Source organism: Neotamlana sedimentorum (assembly GCF_000943565.1).
In the GTDB taxonomy this organism is placed as follows: Bacteria; Bacteroidota; Bacteroidia; order Flavobacteriales; family Flavobacteriaceae; genus Neotamlana; species Neotamlana sedimentorum.
In genome coordinates, this window is the sequence record NZ_JTDW01000004.1 from 117677 (window position 1) to 143570 (window position 25894).

Annotated in this window: 29 protein-coding genes; 27 read left to right on the forward strand and 2 right to left on the reverse strand. The window is 32.3% G+C overall.

Annotated features, from left to right (window positions below; all coding sequences use genetic code 11):
• The first annotated feature begins 24 nt into the window (after positions 1–24).
• The 16 genes from lpxA (at position 25) to PW52_RS05465 (ending at position 15730) form a co-directional block, all read left to right on the forward strand.
• Positions 25–810, forward strand: a complete 786-nt coding sequence (lpxA, locus tag PW52_RS05390) for an acyl-ACP--UDP-N-acetylglucosamine O-acyltransferase (RefSeq protein WP_044631913.1) — start codon at positions 25–27, stop codon at positions 808–810.
• A 23-nt stretch (positions 811–833) separates the two neighbouring features.
• Positions 834–1400 carry an elongation factor P gene (gene efp / locus PW52_RS05395; protein ID WP_044631914.1) on the forward strand — a complete coding sequence of 189 codons (567 nt, stop codon included), beginning with the start codon at positions 834–836 and terminating at the stop codon, positions 1398–1400.
• A 3-nt stretch (positions 1401–1403) separates the two neighbouring features.
• Complete coding sequence (locus PW52_RS05400) at positions 1404–2342, forward strand: UDP-3-O-(3-hydroxymyristoyl)glucosamine N-acyltransferase (protein ID WP_044631915.1); 939 nt, start codon at positions 1404–1406, stop codon at positions 2340–2342.
• 85 nt (positions 2343–2427) lie between these two features.
• Positions 2428–3300, forward strand: coding sequence for a succinate--CoA ligase subunit alpha (sucD, locus tag PW52_RS05405; RefSeq protein ID WP_044631916.1), 873 nt, complete (start codon positions 2428–2430; stop codon positions 3298–3300).
• Positions 3301–3419: 119 nt separating this feature from the next.
• Positions 3420–4166 (forward strand): 3-oxoacyl-[acyl-carrier-protein] reductase, encoded by a 747-nt coding sequence (fabG, locus tag PW52_RS05410; RefSeq protein WP_044631917.1) that lies wholly within the window; start codon positions 3420–3422, stop codon positions 4164–4166.
• A gap of 9 nt (positions 4167–4175) precedes the next feature.
• The gene (locus tag PW52_RS05415; protein WP_044631918.1) at positions 4176–6212 is read left to right on the forward strand and encodes a hypothetical protein; all 2037 of its coding nucleotides are present in this window, start codon (positions 4176–4178) and stop codon (positions 6210–6212) included.
• Between the two features lie 24 nt (positions 6213–6236).
• Positions 6237–7052 (forward strand): prohibitin family protein, encoded by an 816-nt coding sequence (locus PW52_RS05420; RefSeq protein ID WP_044631919.1) that lies wholly within the window; start codon positions 6237–6239, stop codon positions 7050–7052.
• Positions 7053–7336: 284 nt separating this feature from the next.
• Positions 7337–8194 carry an ATP phosphoribosyltransferase gene (hisG, locus tag PW52_RS05425; RefSeq protein WP_044631920.1) on the forward strand — a complete coding sequence of 286 codons (858 nt, stop codon included), beginning with the start codon at positions 7337–7339 and terminating at the stop codon, positions 8192–8194.
• Positions 8195–8293: 99 nt separating this feature from the next.
• Positions 8294–9577 (forward strand): histidinol dehydrogenase, encoded by a 1284-nt coding sequence (gene hisD / locus PW52_RS05430; protein WP_044631921.1) that lies wholly within the window; start codon positions 8294–8296, stop codon positions 9575–9577.
• Positions 9578–9730: 153 nt separating this feature from the next.
• Positions 9731–10786, forward strand: coding sequence for a histidinol-phosphate transaminase (hisC, locus tag PW52_RS05435; protein WP_044631922.1), 1056 nt, complete (start codon positions 9731–9733; stop codon positions 10784–10786).
• Between the two features lie 22 nt (positions 10787–10808).
• Positions 10809–11945 (forward strand): bifunctional histidinol-phosphatase/imidazoleglycerol-phosphate dehydratase HisB, encoded by a 1137-nt coding sequence (gene hisB, locus PW52_RS05440; protein ID WP_044631923.1) that lies wholly within the window; start codon positions 10809–10811, stop codon positions 11943–11945.
• Positions 11946–12006: 61 nt separating this feature from the next.
• Complete coding sequence (gene hisH / locus PW52_RS05445; protein WP_044631924.1) at positions 12007–12588, forward strand: imidazole glycerol phosphate synthase subunit HisH; 582 nt, start codon at positions 12007–12009, stop codon at positions 12586–12588.
• Positions 12589–12651: 63 nt separating this feature from the next.
• Positions 12652–13407: a 1-(5-phosphoribosyl)-5-[(5-phosphoribosylamino)methylideneamino]imidazole-4-carboxamide isomerase gene (gene hisA / locus PW52_RS05450; protein ID WP_044631925.1), complete on the forward strand. Its 756-nt coding sequence runs from the start codon at positions 12652–12654 to the stop codon at positions 13405–13407.
• A gap of 109 nt (positions 13408–13516) precedes the next feature.
• Entirely contained in the window at positions 13517–14272 is a 756-nt protein-coding gene (gene hisF / locus PW52_RS05455) for an imidazole glycerol phosphate synthase subunit HisF (protein WP_044631926.1), read from the forward strand.
• Between the two features lie 75 nt (positions 14273–14347).
• Positions 14348–14941: a bifunctional phosphoribosyl-AMP cyclohydrolase/phosphoribosyl-ATP diphosphatase HisIE gene (hisIE, locus tag PW52_RS05460; protein WP_044631927.1), complete on the forward strand. Its 594-nt coding sequence runs from the start codon at positions 14348–14350 to the stop codon at positions 14939–14941.
• A complete protein-coding gene (locus PW52_RS05465; protein ID WP_044631928.1) occupies positions 14942–15730 on the forward strand; it encodes a tRNA pseudouridine synthase A in 789 nt (262 codons plus the stop codon).
• Positions 15731–15844: 114 nt separating this feature from the next.
• Here the strand turns inward: PW52_RS05465 and PW52_RS05470 are convergent, their stop codons facing one another.
• Positions 15845–16336 (reverse strand): dual specificity protein phosphatase family protein, encoded by a 492-nt coding sequence (locus tag PW52_RS05470; RefSeq protein ID WP_082050845.1) that lies wholly within the window; start codon positions 16334–16336, stop codon positions 15845–15847.
• A gap of 279 nt (positions 16337–16615) precedes the next feature.
• On the opposite strand from PW52_RS05470, the gene PW52_RS05475 reads away from it, so the two are divergent.
• The 6 genes from PW52_RS05475 to PW52_RS05495 all read left to right on the forward strand — a co-directional run bounded on the left by PW52_RS05475 (position 16616) and on the right by PW52_RS05495 (position 20046).
• The gene (locus PW52_RS05475) at positions 16616–17122 is read left to right on the forward strand and encodes a Dps family protein (protein WP_044631929.1); all 507 of its coding nucleotides are present in this window, start codon (positions 16616–16618) and stop codon (positions 17120–17122) included.
• A gap of 48 nt (positions 17123–17170) precedes the next feature.
• On the forward strand, positions 17171–18073 hold the full coding sequence (locus PW52_RS05480) for a mechanosensitive ion channel family protein (protein ID WP_044631930.1): 903 nt from the start codon (positions 17171–17173) through the stop codon (positions 18071–18073).
• A gap of 217 nt (positions 18074–18290) precedes the next feature.
• A complete protein-coding gene (locus PW52_RS17345) occupies positions 18291–18452 on the forward strand; it encodes a DUF1328 domain-containing protein (protein ID WP_082050846.1) in 162 nt (53 codons plus the stop codon).
• Positions 18453–18511: 59 nt separating this feature from the next.
• Positions 18512–18709, forward strand: coding sequence for a hypothetical protein (locus tag PW52_RS05485; protein WP_044631931.1), 198 nt, complete (start codon positions 18512–18514; stop codon positions 18707–18709).
• A gap of 24 nt (positions 18710–18733) precedes the next feature.
• Positions 18734–19291, forward strand: coding sequence for a hypothetical protein (locus tag PW52_RS05490; RefSeq protein ID WP_044631932.1), 558 nt, complete (start codon positions 18734–18736; stop codon positions 19289–19291).
• Positions 19292–19362: 71 nt separating this feature from the next.
• Positions 19363–20046 carry a DUF2461 domain-containing protein gene (locus PW52_RS05495; protein ID WP_044631933.1) on the forward strand — a complete coding sequence of 228 codons (684 nt, stop codon included), beginning with the start codon at positions 19363–19365 and terminating at the stop codon, positions 20044–20046.
• Here the strand turns inward: PW52_RS05495 and PW52_RS05500 are convergent.
• Positions 20043–20459 carry a hypothetical protein gene (locus PW52_RS05500; RefSeq protein WP_044631934.1) on the reverse strand — a complete coding sequence of 139 codons (417 nt, stop codon included), beginning with the start codon at positions 20457–20459 and terminating at the stop codon, positions 20043–20045. The two genes, PW52_RS05495 and PW52_RS05500, sit on opposite strands and share 4 nt — an antisense overlap.
• A 118-nt stretch (positions 20460–20577) precedes the next feature.
• Between PW52_RS05500 and PW52_RS05505 the strand changes: the two genes are divergently transcribed.
• From PW52_RS05505 to PW52_RS05525, 5 genes are all read left to right on the forward strand, one after another.
• Positions 20578–21471: a DUF72 domain-containing protein gene (locus tag PW52_RS05505; RefSeq protein WP_044631935.1), complete on the forward strand. Its 894-nt coding sequence runs from the start codon at positions 20578–20580 to the stop codon at positions 21469–21471.
• 11 nt (positions 21472–21482) lie between these two features.
• Entirely contained in the window at positions 21483–21875 is a 393-nt protein-coding gene (locus PW52_RS05510) for an acyl-CoA thioesterase (protein WP_044631936.1), read from the forward strand.
• A gap of 194 nt (positions 21876–22069) precedes the next feature.
• Positions 22070–23476, forward strand: coding sequence for a 3-isopropylmalate dehydratase large subunit (gene leuC, locus PW52_RS05515; protein WP_044631937.1), 1407 nt, complete (start codon positions 22070–22072; stop codon positions 23474–23476).
• Between the two features lie 94 nt (positions 23477–23570).
• Positions 23571–24170, forward strand: a complete 600-nt coding sequence (gene leuD, locus PW52_RS05520; protein ID WP_044632238.1) for a 3-isopropylmalate dehydratase small subunit — start codon at positions 23571–23573, stop codon at positions 24168–24170.
• Positions 24171–24287: 117 nt separating this feature from the next.
• A complete protein-coding gene (locus PW52_RS05525) occupies positions 24288–25808 on the forward strand; it encodes an alpha-isopropylmalate synthase regulatory domain-containing protein (RefSeq protein ID WP_044631938.1) in 1521 nt (506 codons plus the stop codon).
• Positions 25809–25894 lie beyond the last annotated feature (86 nt).

Sequence of the window (25894 nt, forward strand, 5' to 3'; positions counted from 1 at the left end):
TTTATAATTAATAAAATTTCGAAAATGAATCAACCTTTAGCATATGTGCACCCAGGTGCGAAAATTGCAAAAAACGTGGTTATCGAGCCATTTGCAACCATTCATAATAATGTTATAATTGGAGAAGGAACCTGGATTGGTAGTAATGTTACTATTATGGAAGGTGCTAGAATTGGTAAAAACTGTAACATATTTCCTGGAGCTGTAATTTCTGCGGTACCTCAAGATTTAAAATATAATGATGAAGATACCACTGTGGAAATAGGTAATAACGTAACCATCAGAGAATGTGTAACTATTAACAGAGGAACAGTAGACAAAATGAAAACCGTAGTTGGTGATAATTGTTTAATTATGGCATATTGCCATATTGCCCACGATTGTATTGTTGGTAATAATTGTATTTTTTCAAATAACAGTACTTTAGCTGGACATATTAATATAGGTGATTATGTTGTTTTAGCAGGTATGACAGCTGTACATCAATTTGTATCTGTTGGTAATCATGCTTTTGTAACAGGAGGGTCTTTAGTACGTAAAGATGTGCCGCCATTTGTAAAAGCCGCGCGCGAGCCACTATCGTATGTTGGTATAAACTCTGTTGGTTTACGTCGTCGAGGATTTTCAACCGAAAAAATAAGAGAAATTCAAAATATATACAGAATCCTGTATCAAAAAAACTATAATAATACACAAGCTTCAGAAATTATTGAAGCCGAAATGGAAGCCACTCCAGAACGCGACGAAATTCTTCAGTTTATAAAAGATTCGCAACGCGGTATAATGAAAGGGTATTTCAAATCAAATTAAAATAAGTAATTTAAATTATAAAAATGGCAACAACTAGTGACATTAGAAACGGATTATGTATTCGCTATAACAATGATATTTATAAAGTAGTAGAGTTTTTACACGTAAAACCAGGAAAAGGTCCTGCGTTTGTTAGAACTAAACTTAAAAGTGTAACTAACGGAAAAGTTATAGATAATACATTTTCTGCTGGTCATAAATTAGAAGATGTTCGTGTAGAAACACATAAATTTCAATATTTATATAACGATGGTGAATATTTTCATTTTATGAATGAAGCCGATTATACGCAAATTCAGTTAACAGAATCTGCTTTAGATCGTTCTGATTTAATGAAAGAAGGCGAAATTGTTACCATTCAAATTAATTCGGAAGATAATATGCCACTTTCTGTAGACATGCCGGCTACTGTTATTTTAGAAGTTACACATACCGAACCTGGAGTAAAAGGAAATACCGCTACAAATGCCACAAAACCAGCTACTGTAGAAACTGGGGCAGAAGTAAATGTGCCACTTTTTATAAATGAAGGTGATAAAATTAAGGTAGAAACCGAAAAAGGTACTTACAAAGAACGCGTTAAAGAATAACGATTGAAGTTCTCTAAACCACATACTTTAAAGCAAATTTCAGAATTAATTAATTGTGAATTTGTAGGTGCAGATGACTTTCAGGTGTTAGGCATGAATGAAATTCATGTTGTAGAACCAGGAGATATTGTTTTTGTAGATCATCCTAAATATTACGATAAAGCATTAAATTCTGCTGCAACCATCATTTTAATTAATAAAAAAGTAGATTGTCCAGAAGGAAAAGCATTATTGGTTAGCGACGATCCTTTTAGAGACTTCAACAAGTTAAGTCTTCATTTTAAATCGTTTACAGCTTCAAATGTTTCAATTTCTGAAACAGCAACTATTGGCAAAAACACCATAATTCAGCCTAATACATTCATAGGTAATAATGTGGTTATTGGCGATAATTGTACCATTCATTCTAACGTAAGTATATACGATGATGCTGTTATTGGTAATAATGTTACCATTCATTCAGGAACCATTATTGGAGCCAATGCCTTTTATTACAAAAAGCGTCCTGAAGGCTTCGATAGATTAATTTCTTGCGGAAGAGTTGTTATTGAAGATTTTGTAGATATTGGTGCATCATGCACTATAGATAGAGGTGTTACTGCAGACACAACAATTAAAGAAGGTACTAAAATAGACAATTTGGTGCAAATTGGTCATGATACCGTAATTGGCAAAAAGTGCTTAATAGCGTCTCATGTTGGTATTGCCGGCTGTGTAGTTGTTGAAGATGAAGTAACGCTTTGGGGGCAAGTTGGCACAACAAGTGGTATAACAATAGGTAAAGGAGCCGTTGTACAAGGGCAGTCTGGAGTAACAAAATCGATTGAAGGAAATAAAACATATTGGGGAACACCAATACAAGAAGTGCGTTTAAAATTAAAGGAAATGGCTTTAATTAAACAATTGCCTAAATTAATAGAAGCTTTAAAGAAAAATAACTAAAAGTAATTCAGTTTTTGCTTTAAAAATTTAATTCAAAAAATTACTTTTGTTTTCAACATAATTAAATAAACGAAAATATAAACAAATGAGCGTTTTAGTAAACAAAGATTCGAAAATAATAGTTCAAGGTTTTACAGGAAGTGAAGGAACTTTTCACGCTGGTCAAATGATTGAATACGGAACTAATGTTGTTGGTGGTGTTACACCAGGAAAAGGTGGGCAAACTCACCTAGATAAGCCAGTTTTTAATACAGTGGCAGAAGCTGTAGAAAAAGTTGGTGCAGATACAACGCTTATTTTCGTACCACCTGCATTTGCTGCAGATGCTATTATGGAAGCTGCTGACGCTGGTATAAAAGTAATTATAGCTATTACCGAAGGTATTCCTGTTGCAGATATGATAACTGCTTCAAACTATATAAAAGATAAAGATTGTCGTTTAATCGGTCCTAATTGTCCAGGTGTTATTACTCCAGGAGAAGCAAAAGTTGGTATTATGCCAGGTTTTGTATTTAAAAAAGGTAAAGTTGGTATCGTTTCTAAATCAGGAACTTTAACTTACGAAGCTGCAGACCAAGTTGTAAAACAAGGTTTAGGAATTACTACTGCAATTGGGATTGGTGGAGATCCAATTATTGGAACAACTACTAAAGAAGCTGTTGAGTTATTAATTAACGATCCAGAAACAGAAGCTGTTGTTATGATTGGTGAAATTGGTGGACAATTAGAAGCCGATGCTGCTAAATGGTACAAAGAAAGCGGAAGTAAAAAACCAGTAATTGGTTTTATTGCTGGTGAAACAGCTCCTGCTGGTCGTACAATGGGTCACGCTGGTGCAATTGTAGGGGGTAGCGATGATACAGCTCAAGCTAAAAAAGCAATTATGAGAGAATGTGGTATTCACGTAGTAGATTCTCCGGCTAAAATAGGTGTAAAAGTTGCTGAAGTTTTAGGATAAAAACACATTAAAAATATAAAAAAACCTTGCAAAATGTTGTAAGGTTTTTTTATTTGATCACATTTGTATTTCTTATCTTTGATTTAATAAAGAATAACGAACTAACTAGAATTTTATAAATGAAATTATTAGAAGGAAAAACAGCTATTATTACTGGAGCTAGCCGTGGTATTGGCAAAGGAATTGCTCAAGAATTTGCTAAACAAGGTGCAAATGTAGCATTTACATATAGTTCTTCTGTTGAAGCCGCTAACGAACTTGAAAAAGAATTAAATGCCTTAGGTGTAAAAGCTAAAGGTTACCAAAGTAATGCTGCAAGCTTTGATGAAGCACAAGAGTTAGCTGCCGACGTAGCTAAAGAGTTTGGTAGTATAGATGTATTAATAAATAATGCTGGAATTACAAAAGATAATTTATTAATGCGTATAACCGAAGATGATTTCGATAAAGTTATTGAAGTAAATCTTAAGTCAGTTTTTAACATGACCAAAGCGGTACAACGTACCATGTTAAAACAACGCAAAGGTTCTATTATTAACATGAGTTCTGTAGTTGGTGTAAAAGGAAATGCAGGACAAACCAATTATGCTGCTAGTAAAGCTGGAATTATTGGTTTTTCTAAATCTGTTGCTTTAGAGTTAGGTTCTCGTAATATTAGAAGTAACGTAGTTGCTCCTGGTTTTATTGAAACAGAAATGACTGCAAAATTAGATGAGGAAGTTGTAAAAGGATGGCGTGCTGGTATTCCTTTAAAACGTGGAGGAACTCCAGAAGATGTAGCTAATGTTTGTGTATTTTTGGCTAGCGACATGAGTGCTTATGTTACAGGGCAAACATTAAATGTAGATGGCGGTATGCTAACCTAATAGCAATTAATGCAAATACAAACAATTTTATATATTATTTTAGCTGGAATTATAGCATTATTACTTGCTCTTTTTCAGTATTATAAAAAAAATGAAAAAAGCATGTTCAAATTAAACATGCTTTTTTCGATTTTTCGGTTTATTAGTATTTTTTCGGTTTTAGTTTTAATTATTAATCCGCAATTCAATAAAACCATCATTTATACAGAAAAAGCTAATTTAATTATAGCTACAGATAATTCTAAATCTGTAAAATTTTTAAAACAAGACCAAAAAACACTTCAACTATTAAAAAAACTATCTTCAAACCAGGATTTAAACTCTAAATTTAACATTCAATTTTACAATTTTGGTGAAACTTTAAACTTATCAGATAGTCTGTATTTTTCAGAAAATCAAACCAATATTTCTTCAGCGTTTAATCAACTAAACAAAATTTATAGGCAAACTACAGCACCAACCATTTTAATTACAGATGGTAATCAAACTTATGGTAACGATTATCAATTTGTAAATAATAATTATAAACATCCAATTTACCCCATTGTTTTAGGTGATACGCTAACTTATACCGATTTAAAAATAGAACAACTTAACGTAAACAAATACGCCTATTTAAATAATAAATTCCCTGTAGAAGTTATTTTAGTTTACAACGGAAAAAAACAAGTAAGTTCTAATTTTACGGTATCAAATAATGGCAGAACGGTATATTCTTCAACTTTGAAGTTTTCAGAAGAAAATAATTCAAAAGTTTTAAATTTTACTATACCAGCTAATTCGGTAGGCTTTAGTAATTATAAAGCAACTATTTCTCCAATTGAAAATGAGAAAAATAAGGTAAACAACACTAAAAATTTCGCTGTAGATGTTATTAATGAAAAAACAAAAATTGCAATTGTTAGTAATATAATTCATCCAGATATTGGGCTTCTTAAAAAAAGTATAGAAACCAATAAACAGCGCGAAGTTGTTATTTTAAAACCTAATGATTTTATCTCTCAAGTAAATGATTTTAAATTAGTTATATTAAATCAACCGAATAATTCATTTAAGTCTATTTTTGAGATTATTAAAAAAAACAAAATCAATAAATTAGTTATTGTTGGTTCTAAAACCGACTTGTCTTTTTTAAATAATACCGTTAAAGAATATGAGTTTGAAATTACTAATCAAACCGAAAATTATCAAGCTCAATTAAATTCAGGTTTCTCTCCTTTTATTGTAAGCGATATTGAATTTGAAAGTTTTCCACCGTTGCTTTCCAACTACAGCTCGGTTATTTTTAACACGCCTTATCAGGTACTTTTAAATAAAAATTTAAATGGAGTTTCTATTAACGAACCGCTTATTGCTACTATTGAAAACGATAAACAACGTGAAGTTTTAATTTTAGGAGAAAACATATGGCAATGGCGGGCTCAAAGCTTTTTAAACACCAAGTCATTTAACGATTTTGATGATTTTATAGGCAAGCTAATTCAATTTTTAAACACCAATCAACAAAGAAGTCGCTTAAATATCGATTATAATTCATTTTATAACAGCGGAACAAATATTATTGTAAAAGCAGAATATTTCGATAAAAACTTTGTTTTCGATACTCGCGAAACTATCAATATTACTGTGATTAACGAAGCTTCAAACGAGCAAAAAACATATCCTTTTGTTCTAAAAAACAACAATTATCAAGTAGATTTAAGTAATTTATCTACAGGTTCATATAAATTCAATATTCAAACTTCAACAGATAAACTAACTAAATCTGGGCGTTTTGAGATTTTAGATTATAATGTAGAAGAACAATTTTTAAGCGCTAACGTAACAAAACTAAAAAGTATATCGACAAACAGTAATGGAGAAGTGTTTTTTATAAATAATACAGATAATTTAATATCAACTTTAGTAAACGATGAGCGTTTTACACCTGTTCAAAAAAGTAAAAAAGAAACCATACCTTTAATAAATTGGAAAATGCTTTTAGCAATTATAGCTTTAAGCTTAAGTGCAGAATGGTTTTTACGAAAATATAACGGATTAACATAAATAATAAACTAATTAAACAACAAAATGGACAAATTACCTAAAGTAGCATTTCCAGCGATAATTGCAGCTGTAGTTTTAATCATAATTCTAACAAAATCTGCGATAACTATTGGCTCTGGTGAAGCAGGCGTTTTATATAAAACTTTTGATAATGGTGTAGTAACCGACGAGCCACCTTTAGGCGAAGGTTTTCATATTGTAGCACCTTGGAATAAAGTTATTGTTTACGAAGTGCGTCAACAGGAATTATTTGAAAAAATGAAGGTATTATCTTCAAACGGGTTAGAAATTCAAATTGATGGTTCTGCTTGGTTTCAACCTGTATTTCAAGATTTAGGAAAACTACACCAAACTTTAGGCGAAAATTATTTGCAACGTGTAATTCAACCTGCTATTCGAAGTGCCGCTCGTAGTGTTGTAGGTCGTTACACACCAGAGCAATTATACTCTAGTAAACGTGATGCTATACAAGATGAAATTTTTGTAGAGACTAAAAAAATTCTAGAAAAACAATATATTAAATTAAACGAATTTCTAGTTCGCGATGTAACGTTGCCATCAACTATAAAAGAGGCAATTGAGCGTAAATTAAAGCAAGAACAAGAGTCGTTAGAATATGAGTTTAGACTTGTAACTGCTCAAAAAGAAGCCGAAAAACAAATTATTGAAGCCGAAGGTAAAGCTGAAGCTAATAAAATTTTAAGTGCATCGTTAACCGATAAAATTTTACAAGACAAAGGTATCGAGGCAACAAACAAGTTAGCTGAATCACCAAATAGTAAAGTGGTAATTATTGGTTCTGGAGATAGTGGAATGCCAATTATTCTAGGAAATCAATAAACATTCACGATAAATATTTTACAAATACCTAAAAATTGTAAAATGTTTCAATATTTATAAATTAAAGTTTGAAAATTTACTTTTATTATAGATATTTGCTTCAGTAAAACAAAAAGACATGACTTTTATTCAAACACATCATCATTTTTACATTTGCTCTCAAGCGAAGTAAAAATGTATTGAATAAAATGAAAATATATTTAAACCCGTTTGAGACAATCAAGCGGGTTTTTTAATTAAAAGAAAATCAACAAGATTGTTTCAAACTCATATAAAAAACAACAATGAGTAAACTAAAAATTGCAGTACAAAAATCAGGACGATTAAACGAAGAGTCGTTAGACCTACTAAAAAATTGTGGAATCTCTATCGATAATGGTAAAGACCAATTAAAAGCCGAAGCTAGAAATTTCCCAATGGAAGTTTTGTATTTACGTAACGGCGATATTCCACAGTATTTGCGCGATGGCATTGTAGATATTGCCATTTTAGGCGAAAACACATTAATAGAAAAAGGTAGCGATTTACCAATAGTAGAGCGCTTAGGGTTTTCAAAATGTAAAGTTTCTATTGCAGTGCCAAAAAACGCAGAATACAATTCTATAAAAGATTTACGTGGTAAAAAAATTGCAACATCATACCCAAATACAGTAAATCAGTTTTTCGAAAAGAAAGGTGAGAAGGCCGATATTCATGTTATTAATGGTTCGGTAGAAATTGCTCCAAATATTGGGTTATCGCATGCTATTGTTGATATTGTTTCAAGTGGTAGCACGCTTTTTAAAAACAATTTAAAAGAAGTAGAAGTACTTTTTAAAAGTGAAGCCGTCTTAACTTCGGCTCTAGAATTAACCGAAGAAAAACAAGTCATTCTAGACAAGTTATTATTTAGAATGAAATCGGTTTTAAAAGGTAAAAACTCTAAATACGTTTTATTAAATGCGCCAAACGACAGGTTAGATGAAATTGTGAGTTTATTACCAGGAATGAAAAGCCCAACCGTGTTGCCTTTAGCACAAGAAGGTTGGAGCTCGGTACATTCTGTTATTAATAAAAACGATTTTTGGGAAGTTATTGATGAGTTAAAAGCCAATGGCGCCGAAGGTATTTTAGTTTGCCCAATCGAAAAAATGGTGCTTTAATATAATAGCTTTTTGTATTTCCGTGTAAACGGAAATCTCAAATTAAATTTATACACTTTAAGATTTACGCTTTTGCGGAAATGAAGAAAAGAAAGTTTTATGCAAATAATTAACAATCCAGATAAAAACACATGGGCCGATATTTTAAAACGCCCAACACAAACCGTCGATGATATTGAAGGTGTTGTAAGCGAGGTGTTTAACGATGTTAAGAATAATGGCAACAGTGCTATAAAAACATATACAGAACGTTTCGATAAGGTAACCTTAGAAAACAATTTAGTTTCTACTGAAGAAATTGAAGAAGCTGTTAAAACCATTCCTGAAGCTTTAAGAACAGCGATAGCAAACGCAAAACGTAATATCGAAGCGTTTCATGCGGCTCAAAAAACAGAAAAAATTGAATTAGAAACCACAAACGGCGTTCAATGCTGGCAAGAAAAACGGGCTATAGAACGCGTTGGTTTATATATTCCGGGTGGTACTGCGCCTTTATTTTCAACAGTTTTAATGCTAGCTGCTCCTGCGAAAATTGCAGGATGTAACGAAATTGTATTGTGTTCGCCACCAAATAAAGAAGGCAAACTAGCTCCCGAAATTTTGTATGCTGCAAAATTGTGTGGCGTAACTAAAATATTTAAAGTTGGTGGTATTCAAGCAATTGCTGCATTAACTTTTGGTACAGAAACGATTCCGCAGGTTTATAAAATTTTTGGTCCTGGCAACCAATTTGTAACCGTGGCAAAACAATTAGCAACTAAATACGGTGTAGCTATCGATATGCCTGCTGGCCCAAGTGAATTGTTAGTGGTTGCCGATAATAGTGCAAATGCAAGCTATATTGCATCAGATTTGTTAAGTCAGGCAGAACATGGTGCCGATAGTCAGGTAATTTTGGTAGCTACATCAAAAGCGTTAATTGAAAAAGTTTCAGAAGAGGTAGAAGCGCAATTACAAGTGTTGCCGCGTAAAGAAATAGCCGAAAAAGCCATCGCTAATTCTAAATCTATTTTTGTTGAAAATGATGACGTTGCTTTAGATTTAATTAACCAATACGGACCAGAACACTTCATAATTTGTTCTAAAAATGAAGATTTCTATGTTAAAAACATAAGAAATGCAGGTTCGATTTTTATAGGTGATTATACACCAGAAAGCGCAGGCGATTATGCATCTGGAACTAACCATACGTTACCAACAAACGGGTTTAGTAAAGCATATTCGGGTGTGAATTTAGATAGTTTTATGAAGAGCATGACGTTTCAAAAAATATCAAAAGAAGGTATTTTAAATATTGGAGAAACTATTGAATTAATGGCCGAAGCCGAAGGGTTACAAGCACATAAAAATGCGGTTAGTATTCGTTTAAAAGATTTAAAATAAAAATGTTGTTATGCTGAACTCGTTTCAGCATCTCATAAAAATAAACAAGTATCGTTATGTCAGGCTAAGCGCAGTCGAAGCCTTTTAGAAAACAAAAAGGAAATTAAGAAAACACTTCGACGGTGTTAAGTGTGACCATTCATAATTAATAAAATGAATAATTTTAATTTAGAAAATATAATTCGAGAGAACGTAAAAGCAATGAAAGCCTACAGTTCTGCTCGCGACGAATATGTTTCCGATGGGTCTAAAATGATTTTTTTAGATGCCAACGAAAACCCGTTCGAGAATGGTGTAAATCGTTATCCAGATCCGTTACAGCGTTCATTAAAAGCTGTTTTAGCAGATCAGAAAAACGTTTCCCCTAATCAGATTTTATTAGGAAATGGAAGCGACGAAGTGCTAGATTTGTTATTTAGAGCATTTTGCGAACCTAAAAAGGACAACATCATTACACTGCCACCAACTTATGGCATGTACACTGTGCTTTCTAACTTAAATGAGATTGAAGAACGTAAGGTAGAGTTAAACTCAGATTTTCAGCCAAATGCTGAAGCCATTTTAGAAGCCATTGATAATAATTCAAAAATGCTTTTTATTTGTTCGCCCAATAACCCAACTGGTAATTTAATAGCTTCAGAAAAAATAAAAACTTTACTTGAAAATTTTAATGGGTTAGTGGTGATTGATGAAGCGTATATCGATTTTTCAAATCAAGACAGTTGGATTTCAGAATTAAATAATTATCCTAATTTAATTGTTACGCAAACATTATCAAAAGCCTATGGTTTGGCAGGAATTCGTTTAGGGTTGTGTTACGCTTCCGCGGAAATCATTTCAATTTTAAACAAAATTAAACCGCCATATAACGTTAACGAATTAACACAAAAACGAGCGCTAGAACGTGTTTCAAATTTAGAAGCGGTTACAAACGAAGTAAATGCGGTTTTAAAAGAACGTCAAATTTTAATTGAGGCCTTAAAAAGCATCAGTTTCGTAGAAACTATTTTCCCTACGGAAGCTAATTTTGTGCTCGCACGAGTTGATGATGCTACTCAACGCTACAATCAGCTACTAGAAAAAGGCATTGTTATTAGAAACCGTACCACGCAACCATTATGCGAAAACACATTGCGTTTTACGGTAGGAACTGAAATTGAAAACAAAACATTAATTTCTGCTTTAAAGCAGTTAACTAATAGCCAATAGCAAAAAGCTAAAAAGCTTAATTATGAAAAAAGTACTATTTATAGACAGAGACGGCACATTGGTGCTAGAACCGCCAGTAGATTATCAATTAGACAGTCTTGAAAAACTAGAATTTTACCCAAAAGTGTTTCAATACATGGCTAAAATTGCTAGCGAATTAGATTTTGAGCTGGTTATGGTTACCAATCAAGATGGCTTGGGAACCGATTCGTTTCCTGAAGATACTTTTTGGCCACCTCAAAATAAGATTATTGATGCCTTTAAAAAGGAAGGTGTAGAATTTGCTGAAATTCATATAGACAAAACCTTTCCGCATGAAAATGCAAATACGCGTAAACCTAGAACAGGCTTGTTAACCAAGTATTTTTCTGAAGATTACGATTTAGAAAACTCTTTTGTTTTAGGTGATAGAATTACCGATATGGAGTTAGCTAAAAATCTTGGCGCAAAAGGTATTTATTTGTCTGAAGATCCGGATTTAGGTGCCGATGAAATAGAATCGTCAAAGCAGGAGATTTTAGATTGTATTGCATTAACGAGTACCGATTGGAAAGCCATTTACGAATTTTTAAAGCTTAAAGATCGTGTGGAAGAAATTACACGTAATACCAATGAAACTCAAATTTATATTAAATTAAATCTTGATGGTTCTGGTAAAAATGATATTGACACAGGTTTATCGTTTTTCGATCATATGTTAGATCAAATTGGGCGCCATGGCGCTATGGATTTAACCATAAAAGTAAATGGCGATTTAGAAGTAGACGAACATCATACTATTGAAGATACCATGATTGCGCTTGGTGAATTATTCAATAAAGCTTTAGGTAATAAATTAGGTATAGAGCGCTACGGCTTCTGTTTACCAATGGACGATTGCTTAGCACAAGTTGCGGTAGATTTTGGAGGACGAAACTGGCTGGAATGGGATGCCGAATTTAAACGCGAAAAAATAGGCGACATGCCAACCGAAATGTTTTATCATTTATTTAAATCGTTTACCGATGGCGCAAAATGTAATTTAAATGTAAAAGCAGAAGGTGTAAACGAGCATCATAAAATTGAAGGTATTTTTAAAGCTTTTGCAAAAGCTATGAAAATGGCTGTAAAGCGCGATGCTAACAAAATGTTTTTACCAAGTACAAAAGGAATGTTATAATTAGCGATTTGCTCTTAGCTATTTGCCAATAGCTGAAAGCCAATAACTAAAAGCTATAAAAATGAAATTAGTAATATTAGATTACGGTGCAGGAAACATTAAAAGCATACAATTTGCTTTTAAACGCTTAGGTGTCGATGCTGTTTTATCAAATAATGCAGAAGAAATTAAAGCTGCAAACAAAGTGATTTTCCCAGGAGTAGGAGAAGCTAGTTCAGCCATGAAAATGCTTAAAAAAAGTGGTTTGGATACCTTAATTCCTAATTTAAAACAACCTGTTTTAGGCATTTGTTTAGGCATGCAATTAATGTGTTTGCACTCCGAAGAAGGTGATACGGACGGTTTAGGAATTTTTCAAACAAAAGTGAAGCGTTTTTCAAATAGTGTAAAAGTGCCGCAAATGGGTTGGAATGTTATAAAAGATTTAAAATCCGATTTATTTAAAGGCATCAAAGAAAACGAATACATGTATTTAGTGCATAGTTTTTATGCCGAACATTGCAACGAAACCATTGCTGCTACCGATTACGAAATTAATTACGCATCGGCATTACAACACGAAAATTTTTATGGCGTGCAATTTCATCCAGAAAAGAGTGGTAATGAAGGTGCTAAAATTTTAAAAAACTTTATAAATATGTAGCTTTTAACAATATGCCTTTAGTTTTTGCTAATGGCCAATTGCTAATAGCCTAAAGCTAAAAAAATGAGAATAATACCAGCAATAGACATTATAGACGGTAAATGTGTAAGATTATCAAAAGGCGATTACAACACAAAAAAAACATATAACGAAAACCCATTAGAAATTGCGAAACAATACGAAGCTCATGGTATAGAGCATTTGCATTTAGTAGATTTAGATGGTGCCAAGGCAAGCCATATTGTAAACCATAAAGTGTTAGAAACTATTGCGACTAAAACAAATTTAAAAATAGATTTTGGTGGTGGGTTAAAAACCGATGAAGATTTACACATCGCATTCGAATCTGGAGCAAAACAAATTACCGGCGGAAGTATTGCCGTTAAAAAACCAGAAGTTTTTGAAAGTTGGCTAACCAAATATGGTAGCGATAAAATAATTCTAGGAGCCGATGCAAACAACGAAAAAATAGCCATTAGCGGTTGGTTAGAAGAAAGTGATGAAGAGTTAATTCCGTTTGTACAGAATTATATGACTAAAGGTGTTAGCTACGTAATTTGTACCGATATTGCTAAAGATGGTATGTTACAAGGCCCTTCATTCGATTTGTATAAAAAGATGCTTGAAGAATGTCACACTGAGGGCAGTCGAAGTGAAAATGAATCATCTTTAAAATTAATCGCCTCTGGAGGTATTTCTACATTTGATGAATTACCAAGATTAGCCGAATTAGGTTGCGAAGGCACAATAATAGGAAAAGCGATTTACGAGAATAAAATAAGTTTGAAACAACTTGAAAATTTTATAATAAATAAATAATGTCACTTCGAGTGATTTTGAGGGACGAAAAATTTTATCGAGAAGCTTTAGTTCTCGATACAATGCTCATAAAATCGCATCACTCGAACTGACGACATATTTAAAAAGCATGCTAACAAAAAGAATTGTTCCCTGTCTAGATATAAAAAACGGACGCACCGTAAAAGGTGTTAATTTTGTCGATTTACGTGATGCCGGAGATCCTGTAGAGCTCGCTAAGCAATATGCCGAAGTAGGTGCAGACGAATTGGTGTTTTTAGATATAGCAGCAACTTTAGAAAACCGAGGCACAACTTTAAATATGGTAACTCGTGTTGCCGAACAAGTTAATATACCTTTTACAGTAGGCGGTGGCATATCGTCTGTAGAACACGTTGATGCTTTGTTAAAATGTGGAGCCGATAAGGTTTCTATCAACTCATCGGCAGTAAAAAGACCAGATTTGGTAAACGAATTAGCTAACAAATTTGGCAGCCAATGTGTTGTAGTTGCTATTGACGCGAAACAAGTTGATGGAAATTGGAAAGTACATTTAGCTGGTGGAACTATTCCAACAGATATCGATTTATTTGAATGGGCAAAAGAAGTTGAAACTCGAGGTGCGGGCGAAATTTTATTCACATCAATGGATCACGATGGTACAAAAGCTGGTTTTGCAAACGAAGCTTTAGCGCAATTGTCTGATACTTTAAATATCCCTATTATTGCATCTGGTGGTGCTGGTAATGTTCAGCATTTTGTAGATACATTTAAGGAAGGAAAATCTGACGCTGCTCTAGCGGCTAGTGTTTTTCATTTTGGTGAAATACCTATCCCTGAATTAAAACAAGAATTAAAAAAACATAATATTGAGATTCGACTTTAGGTGTCATGCTGAACTTGTTTCAGTATCTCATAGTAATAAGTACCTGAAACTAATACAGGATTAATAAAAAAATCAATGGAAATAAAATATGATAATAACGGCTTAGTTCCCGCAATTATTCAAGATGCTACAACAAAAAATGTATTGATGTTGGGTTACATGAATGAAGAAGCTTATAAGAAAACAATAGAAACTAAAAAAGTGACTTTTTTTAGCCGTAGTAAGCAACGTTTATGGACAAAAGGCGAGGAGAGCGGTAACTTTTTAAACTTGGTTGAACTTAAAAACGATTGCGATAATGATTCCTTATTAATTCAAGTAAATCCTGCAGGACCAACTTGCCATAAAGGAACAGGCAATTGTTGGGGTGAGGATAATACACCTAATTACGGGTTCTTTTCAACCTTGGAAGCTATTATTGCAGAACGTGTTGCTAATAAAGATACCGCAAAATCGTATGTGGCGAGTTTATTTTCAAAGGGCATTAATAAAGTAGCTCAAAAAGTAGGCGAAGAAGCTGTAGAAACGGTTATTGAAGCTATGGATAATAATGATGAGTTGTTTTTATACGAATCGGCTGATTTATTGTTTCATTACTTAATGTTACTTCAAGCCAAAGGCTTTACCTTAAGAGATATTGAAGCAGAATTAAAAGGCCGACATAAATAAATGCAGTTTCAGCCCAAAAAGTATTATTATTTAATAAATTTCCAATATTTAGGGTATAGGTTTCATGGGTGGCAAAAACAGCCTAATGTAAAAACCTTGCATTTAATGGTTGATAGAACCTTAAACTATATACTTGAAGGCAAGTACTTTAAAACTTTAGTATCGGGAAGAACCGATGCTATGGTTTCGGCCGAAAATGCAACGTTCGAGTTGTTTCTTCAACATAAAATTGAAGATTTAGATGCTTTTTTAGAGCTGTTTAATTACAATCTTCCGCAAGATATTCGCGCTTTAGCTATTACGGAAGTTGATGCTAAATTCAATATTATAAATCATCCAAAATCTAAAGAATATCTTTATTTATTTACCTACGGCGAAAAGTGTCATCCGTTCTGCGCACCAATAATGACGACTATTTTAGATGATTTAAACATTGAAATCATGAAAGAAGGTGCAAAACTTTTTGAAGGCGAGCATTACCTTAAAGCTTATTGCTACAAACCAACCGATAAAGGCATTTACACCAGAATTATTGAAACCTGCGAATTGGTTGAAAATACAATTTACACAGCAAATTACTTTCCTGATAAAACTTATATTTTACGAGTTCGAGGTAAAGGTTTTATGCGAAATCAAATACGATTAATGATGGGGACTTTATTCGATTTAGGAAAAGGAAAACTTACTTTAGATGATATTAAAGCAAGCTTAGAGCCTGATAACACTGTAAAAATGAATTTTATTGCGCCAGCTTCTGGGCTTATTTTAAATAAGGTTGATTTTTTATAATTACTTATCAATATAAATTTGTTTCGCTTAGCTTCACAAATTCACTCGAAGTGACGTTTTTATTCAATTCCTAATTCCGAGCGAATTTCATCAACATTTAAATCATTTAAAATATCAATTAAATTGAGGATACCATTTTTCATGGTAACCAAACTCTGGCCTTCTAAATTCGGCAATAGCATCAGCTTTGGTCCAATTTTCAAAAACAATTCTGTAGGCAGCAATTATAATTCCGGTTCTATCCGATCCGTGCCAGCAATGAATTAATATAGGTTTTTCTGCCTTTTCAATAATTTTAAGCACGCTTACAACTTTAGCTTCAGTCATTTCTTTAGACTTTAACTTAACATGTTCTAATTGTAACTTAGTGTGCTTTGTTTTTTTATCGTCGCTCCATTTACGTCTAAAATTTAATATGGTTTTTATTCCAAGCGCTTCAATTTCCTTAAATCCTTTTTTGCTAGGTTGTTCCGATCTATAAATAGCTTCAGATACTTTATAAAAGCGTTTAAAGTTTTTCGATTCTTGTTTTGTAGCTTCAATAATTTGTGCGTTTATGTTTATAGAACAGCAAATCATCATTAAAAATATATAAGATGTCTTCATTTAATTCATTTTAAATACTAACGGTATATAATGCGTAAAATTTCAATGTAATTTGAACAACAAATCAAATATATAAAAGAGGTGTGATTTTATAAATTATGCTAATTACACATTTTGAAAACCTAACTACTTCTTCTTAAATTAATTAACAACTCAAATTTTTATTAACATAATTTAAGTTAATTAAAACTTAATGCCGTTAAACCCTGTTAAAAGACTTGACAAAATTGCTATTTGCCTTAGTTTGATAACAGTTGAACACAAAAAAACAGAAATATTATGAGTTATTTGAATATGAAAGATGAAGAATTATTAACTGTTGTTGTAGAACTAAATATTCTGCTAGCAGATTACCACATTTATTACCAAAAATTACGCAGTAATCACTGGAACATTTTAGGTAAAAACTTCTTTGATTTACACGTACAATTTGAAGAATTATACACCGATGCCAGGGTTAAAATTGATGAAATTGCAGAGCGCATCTTAACTTTAAGGTATCACCCAATGAGTAAATTTAGCGATTACTTAAGAGTATCATCTATAGCTGAAGCTGCACCAATAAAATCAGACATTGATATGGTTACAGAAACCATAAACGACCATAAGTTAATTTTAAAACAAATGGGAAAAGTTATTGAAGTTGCAGAAGGTGTGAATGATGAAGGTACTATAGATTTAATTGGAGCTTACATTCGCGAACTAGAAAAAGCAAGTTGGATGCTAGATGCTTGGAGCAAAAACACATCCGACGCCTTAAAAACTAGAGTTGCCGAAGTACAATAATTAATACTTAAATTAAAAAGAGTATTAATATTTTAAAAATTAAAAATAATGGAAAGTACCATAACAGAAGCATTTAATAATTTAATTACCAAATTACAAGGTTGGTTAAATGCTGTAATTCAAAATATACCTAATTTAATATTGGCCATTGTTGTAATGGTAGCTTCATATTTTATTGCAACTTATATTAAAAAGTTAGTATTAAAACTAGTAAGCCACAAAGTAAAGCAACAATCTATTGCCAACATGATTGCAAAAATATCTGCAGTAGTAATAGTAATGGCAGGTTTGTTTTTATCATTAGGTATATTAAACCTAAGTAAAATGTTAACCTCGTTATTGGCTGGTGCTGGGGTTGCTGGTTTAGCTATTGGTTTAGCTTTACAAGGCACATTATCTAACACATTTGCTGGTATTGTAATATCGTTTAGAAAACGCATACAAATTGGTAATTGGGTAGAAACTAGCGGATATTCCGGAGAGGTTATTGATGTTAATTTAAAAGAGTTTGTTTTAAAAGAAGCCGATAATCATATTGTAATTATCCCTAACAAAACAATTCTTGAAAATCCTTTAAAAAATTATTCTTTAGCTAATAAAATGCGTGTATTTATTAATTGTGGTGTTGGTTACGAATCGGATTTAGAACAGGTTAAAGATTTAACTCAAAAAACAATTGCAAATGCTTTTTCTGATGTAAAATCGGCAGAAGATGTAGAATTTTATTATACCGAGTTTGGAGATAGTTCTATAAACTATTTATGCAGATTCTGGATAAATACAAGCGATTTGCTGGAGAAAAAACGAGTTAAAACAAAAGCAATAATAGAAATTAAGAAAGCTTATGATAAAGCTGGAATTAATATACCATTCCCTATAAGAACACTTGAATTTAATAACAAGTTATCTTTTGATGAGGCTATTTTAGATAATCAATATTCTAATAATTAATAGATAAATTGTAAAAAATTAACATAGTTTATGAAACCATCATAAACTATGTTAACAAAAAATCTACTAAGCATTTTAGCCTCGTATTTATAGTAAACAATTGATTCTTAAATAGAAACAATTAATAGCTATTACACTTTAAAATCTCTAAAATATATTTAGAGTAAAACTGAAAAAGTTTCAGTTTTAAATTATTCACTTATTAAAAATAAAAATTATGTTACGTTGGACAATCACATTTGTAATAATCGCATTAATAGCCGGAGTTTTAGGCTTTGGAGGAATCGCAGGAGCATCTGCAGGAATTGCTAAAATTCTATTCTTCATTTTTATAGTACTGTTTGTATTATCACTTTTAAAAGGTTTAGTAAAAAGATAATTAAATCTAAAACCTTTTTAATTAAAAATTATATCAAAACAACTTTAAAAACAACAATCATGAAAAAAGTAATTTTAACCTTAGCTATATTATTTACAGTATCAACCGCATTTATTGGTTGTAGAGAAGAAAAATCTACAGGAGAAAAAATCGAGGAAACCATGGAAGATGCTGGAGATGAAATTGAAGATGCAGCAGATGATGTCTCTGATGAAGTAGAAGATACTGCAGACGACATTGAAGATGAAATGAAATAATAATAGCTTTAAAATTTAACAAAAATGAGAAATTTAATATATATAAGTGCCTTTTTATTGTGCACAAGTGCTTTTTCTCAAACTAATAAAGAAGAAGCTAAAGAAGAAGTAGAAATTGAAACTGTTAAAGTTAATAATGGCAGTGAAATTATCGAAAAGAAAGTAAAAGTAGTAACCAGAGAAACAGCCAATGTAGAATTGGCAGAAACTGATAAAAATAAAGTAAACCAAGAACGCGTAAATAGCGTGTCAAAAGTTGAAAAAATGGTTATGGTAGATAATAATGGAGATAACAATTACGAGTTGTTAACCAAAAGTACATTTTACAAATTAGGAGATAAACAATATTTGTTTAAGCCACATGACAGAGGTTTCGATATTGCTTTTAGTAAAGAAGAAAACAAATTTGTAAAAACTGGTTCTGCTTACAATACTCAAAATGGCAATTATCTAGTAGATCATAAAAACTACGCAGGAATTGGTTACTTTAATGAAAATGGCGATTTCACTATCGAATATTACGATAAAAATAAAGATGAAATTGTAACTAAATCTTATAAAATGGCAGAACCTAGTTTATAATTTCTAAATAAATAATATTTTAAAAGCCCTAATTAATTAGGGCTTTTGTATTTTTAAAAAAATATTTTTTAATGAGTGCTACACTATCTAAGTCCGTTTTTACATTTTTAAAAGCTTTAGAACAAAATAATAATCGCGATTGGTTTAACGAAAATAAATCTGAGTTTAAAACTATTCAAGATGAAGTAAAACAATTCTATAATTTGGTTCTAGAAAAATTAAACACTCATGATGATATTGATAAATTAAAAATCTTCAGAATTTACCGAGATGTACGCTTTTCTAAAAATAAACAACCTTACAAAACACATTTTGGAGGTTCGTTTCACCGAACAAAACCAAGACTAAGAGGTGGCTACTATTTGCATATCCAGCCAAATAATGAAAGTTTTATCGCAACAGGGTTTTGGCAACCCGAAAAAGAGGATTTACTACGGATAAGAAAAGAATTTGAAATGGATACCACAGAAATTAAAGACATTCTATCTAACCCAAAATTTAACTCTATTTGGGGAAGCTCTTTTGAAGGCGACGAACTAAAAACCGCACCAAAAGGTTTTAGTAAAGATCATCAAGCTATAGATTTTATTAAGAAAAAACAGTACATTTTTACTAAAAAATATACAGACAAAGAAGTATTGTCTCCTAATTTTTTAGATGATGTTAACGCGTCGTTTAAAGCTATACGCCCATTTTTTAATTACATGAGCGATGTACTTACCACCGATTTAAATGGTGTATCTTTAATAGATTAAACCGCAGTTAAATACTCAGGCTTAACAAATAATTGAATATTACTAAGCAAACGCTCTTTTACAATATTCATCATACGTTTGTTTAAAGCAGACGAGTTTTTAATGTAAAGCAAATACTCATCTGTGGTAAACTGCCCAATTACCATACCTTTTAAAGAATTTCTAAATTTCATATCCTTTTGTATACCGTTTTCAATGTAGGTTGTACGCTTATCCAAAGATAAATCATAAAAAACATATTTATGTTTAGCAATATAATTTCTAAAAACCTCTATGAATAAATCATTTTGCAATTTAATTACAGGGCGTAAAACAGCATTTTGAAAATACTCATCACCGCTCATATTTTCGTTAATAGTTAACGTTTTAATAGCTGGTCTAATTTTCTTTAAATCTAAATCTCTATTGCTCATATTGCGAAGTTTTTATTAAAATTATACAATATTTAAACGTTTATTAATTATAATAATTTTAATTATTAACGGGCTTATCAACAATACGCAATTTTGTACCTTTATATAAAAATTAAAAATGAAGTTTGGCAGTGTTGAAAACCCTGAAATTATTGATTTTACATTACCTAAAGATCGTCCAGAAACTAAAAAATTATTAAATTCCTACTCAGCTAATACTAAACCTAAAATTTACGTAGGTTGTGCAAAATGGAATAGAGCCGATTTAAAAGGATTTTATCCTCGTGGCACTAAAGATGAGCTTCAATATTATTCCTCTCAGTTTAATGCCATTGAGCTAAATGCAACATTTTACAGAATATTTCCCGCAGAACAGTTTGAAAACTGCTATAAAAAAACACCTAAAGATTTTAAATTTTTCCCCAAATTAAATCAAGAAATTAGCCATTGGAAACGGTTAAATGATACTAAAGCCGTTGTTGAACATTATTTATACAACGCATCTAATTTAAAAGAAAAATTAGGCACTATTTTCTTGCAAATGCATAATAATTTTGCCCCAAAAGATTTTGATAGAGTAGTGTCTTTCGCCGAAAGTTGGCCCAAACAAATACCCTTAGCAATGGAGTTTAGGCATACCAATTGGTATAATGACGCTGTTGTAGCAGAAGATCTTTACACGCTTTTAGAAGAAAACAACATTAGTAATATAATTGTTGATACCGCTGGAAGGCGCGATTTAATGCACATGAGGCTTACTAATGCCACAGCATTTGTACGTTACGTTGGTGCAAATCATGAAAGCGATTATAGCCGTTTAGATGATTGGATAGAAAGAATTAAACTTTGGAGCGAACAAGGCATAAAAGAAATTGATTTTTTTGTGCATCAAAATCTAGAAAAAGAATCCCCTTTATTATCAGCGTATTTTATAAAAAAATTAAATTCTGAACTTGGGTATAATTTAAAAATACCTAATGAAGAACAATACATACAACAGAACCTATTTTAAAAATTAAAATTATGAGATTTCATACCAGAAAATGGATTAAACCAGAAGATTTAAACGCCAATGGCACCTTGTTTGGTGGTCGATTACTTGAATGGATCGATGAAGAAGCTGCGCTTTACACCATCATTCAATTAGAAAATCGAAAAGTCGTTACAAAATATATAAGTGAAATAGATTTTAAAGCATCGGCGCGTCAAGGGGATATTATAGAAATTGGTATTGATGTTGTAAAATTTGGACGAGCATCTATTACATTAAGCTGTGAAGTACGTAATAAAATGACGCGTGAAACCATTATTACCATTTCAAATATCGTTATGGTAAACCTAAGTGAAGAAGGAAAAGCATTGCCACATGGTAAAACGGAAATAGAATACGTTGCAGATCGCTTAAATAATGATTAAAAATTATTGCCAAATGTAAAAATCTATTGAAAATAATGCAGTTTATACACTTTCTACTGGAAATATTATAAAAATTAAATAACTAATCCGTCTAAAGTTTCAAATAAGTTTAATAAAGCCTAAATTTGTCCACCTTTTTTTGAAACTTTTTTCAAAAAAAATCAATTTTAATATTTAAGAAAAATCTAATTATAATGAGCAAAACGTTGTTTGACAAAGTGTGGGATTCACATGTTGTTAGAAAAATAGAAGATGGTCCAGATGTGTTTTTTATCGATCGTCATTTTATTCATGAAGTTACAAGTCCTGTTGCTTTTGTTGGTTTAAAAAGTAGAGGTATAAATGTTATGTACCCTGAAAAAACATTTGCAACTGCAGACCACAATACGCCAACCTGGAATCAGCACTTACCAGTTGCCGATCCTTTATCTGCTAACCAATTAGAAGCTTTAGCTAATAATGCGGCAGAATATGGTATTTCGCACTGGGGCTTAGGTCACAGAAATAACGGTATTGTTCATATTGTTGGTCCAGAAAATGGTATTACACTCCCTGGAGCAACTATTGTTTGTGGCGATTCGCATACATCAACGCACGGTGCTTTTGGTGCTATTGCATTTGGTATTGGTACATCGGAGGTAGAGATGGTATTGTCTACACAATGTATCATGCAACCTAAGCCTAAAAAAATGCGTATTAACGTAAACGGAAAGTTAGGTTTTGGTGTTACACCTAAAGATGTGGCGCTTTACATAATTTCAAAACAAACAACTTCTGGAGCTACAGGTTATTTTGTAGAATATGCAGGAGATGTTTTTGAAAACATGTCTATGGAAGGTCGTATGACGGTTTGTAACTTATCTATCGAGATGGGTGCACGTGGTGGTATGATTGCTCCAGACGAAAAAACTTTCGAATATATTAAAGGTAGAAAACATGCTCCAACTGGTGCCGATTGGGATAAAGCCATGGCATATTGGGAAACACTATATACCGAAGAAGATGCTGAGTTTGATGTAGAGTTTAATTATGATGCTGCTGATATTGAGCCAATGATTACTTACGGAACCAACCCAGGAATGGGAATGGGCGTAACAAATTCAATTCCTTTAGCAGAAAACGTTGAAGGTGGTGTTGCAACTTACAAGAAGTCTTTAGGCTACATGAATTTTAACGAAGGAGACGACATGATTGGTAAAACAGTTGATTACGTTTTCTTAGGATCATGTACTAACGGACGAATAGAAGATTTTAGAGCATTTTGTTCTATTGTTGAAGGGAAACAAAAAGCGCCAAATATTACGGCTTGGTTAGTTCCTGGATCGCATAAAGTTGTAGATCAAATTAAGGAAGAAGGTTTAGATAAAATATTAACCGAAGCCGGTTTTGTTTTAAGAGAACCTGGTTGTTCGGCTTGTTTAGCAATGAACGACGATAAAGTTCCTGCAGGAAAGTTAGCGGTTTCAACATCTAACCGTAATTTTGAAGGTCGTCAAGGTCCTGGATCTAGAACGTTATTGGCTTCGCCATTAGTTGCAGCAGCAACAGCGGTAGAAGGTGTTGTAACAGACCCAAGAACATTAATGAAAGAATTAGTCTAAAAACAGACTTCGATTTGTAGTATTTAACTATAAGTTGAAAAAATAAATAACATTTGCCAACAGCTAAAAGCTAATGGCCAAAAGTAAAAATATTATGGCTTACGATAAATTTGAAGTTTTAACAAGCACAGCATATCCATTACCAATAGAAAACGTAGATACAGATCAAATTATTCCTGCACGTTTTTTAAAAGCAACAGAGCGTAAGGGCTTTGGTGATAATTTTTTCCGTGATTGGAGATATGATTCCGAAGGAAACCCAATTGCAGATTTTCCGTTAAACGATGCAAAATATGCCGGCGCTAAAATATTAGTTGGTGGTAAAAACTTTGGTTCTGGTTCGTCTAGAGAGCACGCTGCTTGGTCTGTTTACGATTTTGGTTTACGTTGTGTAATTTCGTCGTTTTTTGCAGATATTTTTAGAAATAACTGCTTAAATATTGGTGTTTTACCAGTGCAAGTTTCTGCTGTTTTTGCTCAAAAATTGTTTGATGCAATTGAAGCAGATCCAAAAACTGAAATTAAAGTAGATTTACCAAACCAAACGGTTACTTTAGTATCGACAGGAGAATCAGAATCTTTCGACATTAATGGCTACAAAAAAGGTAATATGTTAAATGGTTTTGATGATATTGATTATTTACAAAACATGAAAGAAGAAATAGCTTCTTTTGGTGAAACAAGACCGTTTTAATTATCTATTGTCAACCTGAAATTTTACAGGTTCTTTTACTAAATTATTTAAAGAATACTGAAACTTTACCGCAATTTTTTAGGGACAGAATGACAATTATTTGACCACTAAACATTAATGAGTAAGAAATACATAGAAATAATGGATACGACACTTCGGGATGGTGAACAAACCTCCGGTGTGTCGTTTTCTGCTTCAGAGAAATTAACCATTGCCAAGTTACTTTTAGAAGAATTAAAGGTAGACCGTATAGAAATTGCTTCGGCTAGAGTTTCTGAAGGTGAATTTCAAGCGGTTAAAAATATTACCAATTGGGCTAACGAAAACAACTATTTAAGTAAAGTTGAAGTCTTAACTTTTGTTGATAAAGGTGTGTCTGTCGATTGGATGATTGAAGCAGGAGCCAAGGTGCAAAACCTATTAACAAAAGGTTCACTTAATCATTTAACTTACCAGCTTAAAAAAACTCCTAATCAGCACTTTGCAGATATAAAAGAAAATATTGTTTTAGCAGACAGTAAAGGCATTGAAACTAATATTTATTTAGAAGATTGGAGTAATGGTATGCGAAATTCTAAAGATTATGTTTTTGATTTTTTGGAATTTTTAGCATCGCAACCGGTAAAACGTATTATGTTACCAGATACCTTAGGTGTGTTAACGCCTTCGGAATCTTTTGAGTTTATAAAAGAAATAAAAGATAAATACCCAAATACGCATTTCGATTTTCATACACATAACGATTACGATTTAGGTGTTTCGAATGCAATTGAAGGTATAAAAGCAGGTGCCGATGGTTTACATTTAACCATAAACGGCATGGGCGAACGAGCTGGTAATGCGCCTATGGCGAGTACTATTGCTGTAATTAACGATTATTTACCACATGTTAGTATAAAAGCTAACGAAAAGGCACTTTATACGGTTAGCAAACTGGTAGAGAATTTTTCCGGTATTTTAATTCCGGCAAATAAACCTATTGTTGGGGCCAATGTTTTTACACAAACCGCTGGTATTCATGCCGATGGTGACAATAAAAACAACTTGTATTTTAGCGATTTAATGCCAGAACGTTTTGGTAGAAAACGCCAATATGCGTTGGGAAAATCGTCTGGAAAGGCGAATATTCAAAAAAACTTGCAAGAATTAGGTCTTCAGTTAAATGACGATGACTTAAAGAAAGTAACCCAACGAATTATTGAGTTAGGCGACAAAAAGCAAGTGGTAACTAAAGAGGATTTACCTTATATTATTTCGGATGTTTTAGATAGAACTTACGAAGAAAAGGTAACTGTAAATAATTATGTGTTAACACATTCTAAGGGGTTAAAACCATCAACAACGGTTTCTATAACTATTGAAGGTGAAACCTTTGAAGAACATGCGCAAGGTGACGGACAATTTGATGCGTTTATGAATGCTTTACGCCGCATTTTTAAATTAAAGAAAATGATTTTGCCTGCATTAATTGATTATGCTGTGAGGATACCACCAGGAAGTAATTCTGATGCGTTATGTGAAACTATAATAACATGGAAATCGGACGTTAAAGAGTTTAAAACTCGTGGTTTAGATTCCGACCAAACGGTATCGGCAATTATTGCTACCGAGAAAATGCTGAATATTATTACTAACTAAATGTTTATTGTTAGTAATGAATTGCGTTAGGGATTGAAACGGCATCCTTTTTTTTGGCATCCCGAGCGTAGTCGAAGGGTAAGATA

Excerpts from the sequence above, each read along its gene's own strand:
- lpxA (WP_044631913.1), top strand. The coding sequence starts at position 25 with ATGAATCAACCTTTAGCATATGTGCACCCAGGTGCGAAAATTGCAAAA.
- PW52_RS05525 (WP_044631938.1), top strand. The coding sequence starts at position 24,288 with ATGAGTAAGAAATACATAGAAATAATGGATACGACACTTCGGGATGGT.
- hisIE (WP_044631927.1), top strand. The coding sequence starts at position 14,348 with ATGGAAATAAAATATGATAATAACGGCTTAGTTCCCGCAATTATTCAA.
- hisH (WP_044631924.1), top strand. The coding sequence starts at position 12,007 with ATGAAATTAGTAATATTAGATTACGGTGCAGGAAACATTAAAAGCATA.
- PW52_RS05465 (WP_044631928.1), top strand. The coding sequence starts at position 14,942 with ATGCAGTTTCAGCCCAAAAAGTATTATTATTTAATAAATTTCCAATAT.
- leuC (WP_044631937.1), top strand. The coding sequence starts at position 22,070 with ATGAGCAAAACGTTGTTTGACAAAGTGTGGGATTCACATGTTGTTAGA.
- PW52_RS05485 (WP_044631931.1), top strand. The coding sequence starts at position 18,512 with ATGAAAAAAGTAATTTTAACCTTAGCTATATTATTTACAGTATCAACC.
- hisG (WP_044631920.1), top strand. The coding sequence starts at position 7,337 with ATGAGTAAACTAAAAATTGCAGTACAAAAATCAGGACGATTAAACGAA.
- hisF (WP_044631926.1), top strand. The coding sequence starts at position 13,517 with ATGCTAACAAAAAGAATTGTTCCCTGTCTAGATATAAAAAACGGACGC.
- PW52_RS05420 (WP_044631919.1), top strand. The coding sequence starts at position 6,237 with ATGGACAAATTACCTAAAGTAGCATTTCCAGCGATAATTGCAGCTGTA.
- PW52_RS05490 (WP_044631932.1), top strand. The coding sequence starts at position 18,734 with ATGAGAAATTTAATATATATAAGTGCCTTTTTATTGTGCACAAGTGCT.
- PW52_RS05500 (WP_044631934.1), bottom strand. The coding sequence starts at position 20,459 with ATGAGCAATAGAGATTTAGATTTAAAGAAAATTAGACCAGCTATTAAA.
- PW52_RS05495 (WP_044631933.1), top strand. The coding sequence starts at position 19,363 with ATGAGTGCTACACTATCTAAGTCCGTTTTTACATTTTTAAAAGCTTTA.
- PW52_RS05505 (WP_044631935.1), top strand. The coding sequence starts at position 20,578 with ATGAAGTTTGGCAGTGTTGAAAACCCTGAAATTATTGATTTTACATTA.
- hisA (WP_044631925.1), top strand. The coding sequence starts at position 12,652 with ATGAGAATAATACCAGCAATAGACATTATAGACGGTAAATGTGTAAGA.
- fabG (WP_044631917.1), top strand. The coding sequence starts at position 3,420 with ATGAAATTATTAGAAGGAAAAACAGCTATTATTACTGGAGCTAGCCGT.
- hisB (WP_044631923.1), top strand. The coding sequence starts at position 10,809 with ATGAAAAAAGTACTATTTATAGACAGAGACGGCACATTGGTGCTAGAA.
- PW52_RS17345 (WP_082050846.1), top strand. The coding sequence starts at position 18,291 with ATGTTACGTTGGACAATCACATTTGTAATAATCGCATTAATAGCCGGA.
- hisD (WP_044631921.1), top strand. The coding sequence starts at position 8,294 with ATGCAAATAATTAACAATCCAGATAAAAACACATGGGCCGATATTTTA.
- leuD (WP_044632238.1), top strand. The coding sequence starts at position 23,571 with ATGGCTTACGATAAATTTGAAGTTTTAACAAGCACAGCATATCCATTA.
- sucD (WP_044631916.1), top strand. The coding sequence starts at position 2,428 with ATGAGCGTTTTAGTAAACAAAGATTCGAAAATAATAGTTCAAGGTTTT.
- PW52_RS05480 (WP_044631930.1), top strand. The coding sequence starts at position 17,171 with ATGGAAAGTACCATAACAGAAGCATTTAATAATTTAATTACCAAATTA.
- PW52_RS05470 (WP_082050845.1), bottom strand. The coding sequence starts at position 16,336 with ATGAAGACATCTTATATATTTTTAATGATGATTTGCTGTTCTATAAAC.
- hisC (WP_044631922.1), top strand. The coding sequence starts at position 9,731 with ATGAATAATTTTAATTTAGAAAATATAATTCGAGAGAACGTAAAAGCA.
- PW52_RS05475 (WP_044631929.1), top strand. The coding sequence starts at position 16,616 with ATGAGTTATTTGAATATGAAAGATGAAGAATTATTAACTGTTGTTGTA.
- efp (WP_044631914.1), top strand. The coding sequence starts at position 834 with ATGGCAACAACTAGTGACATTAGAAACGGATTATGTATTCGCTATAAC.
- PW52_RS05510 (WP_044631936.1), top strand. The coding sequence starts at position 21,483 with ATGAGATTTCATACCAGAAAATGGATTAAACCAGAAGATTTAAACGCC.
- PW52_RS05415 (WP_044631918.1), top strand. The coding sequence starts at position 4,176 with ATGCAAATACAAACAATTTTATATATTATTTTAGCTGGAATTATAGCA.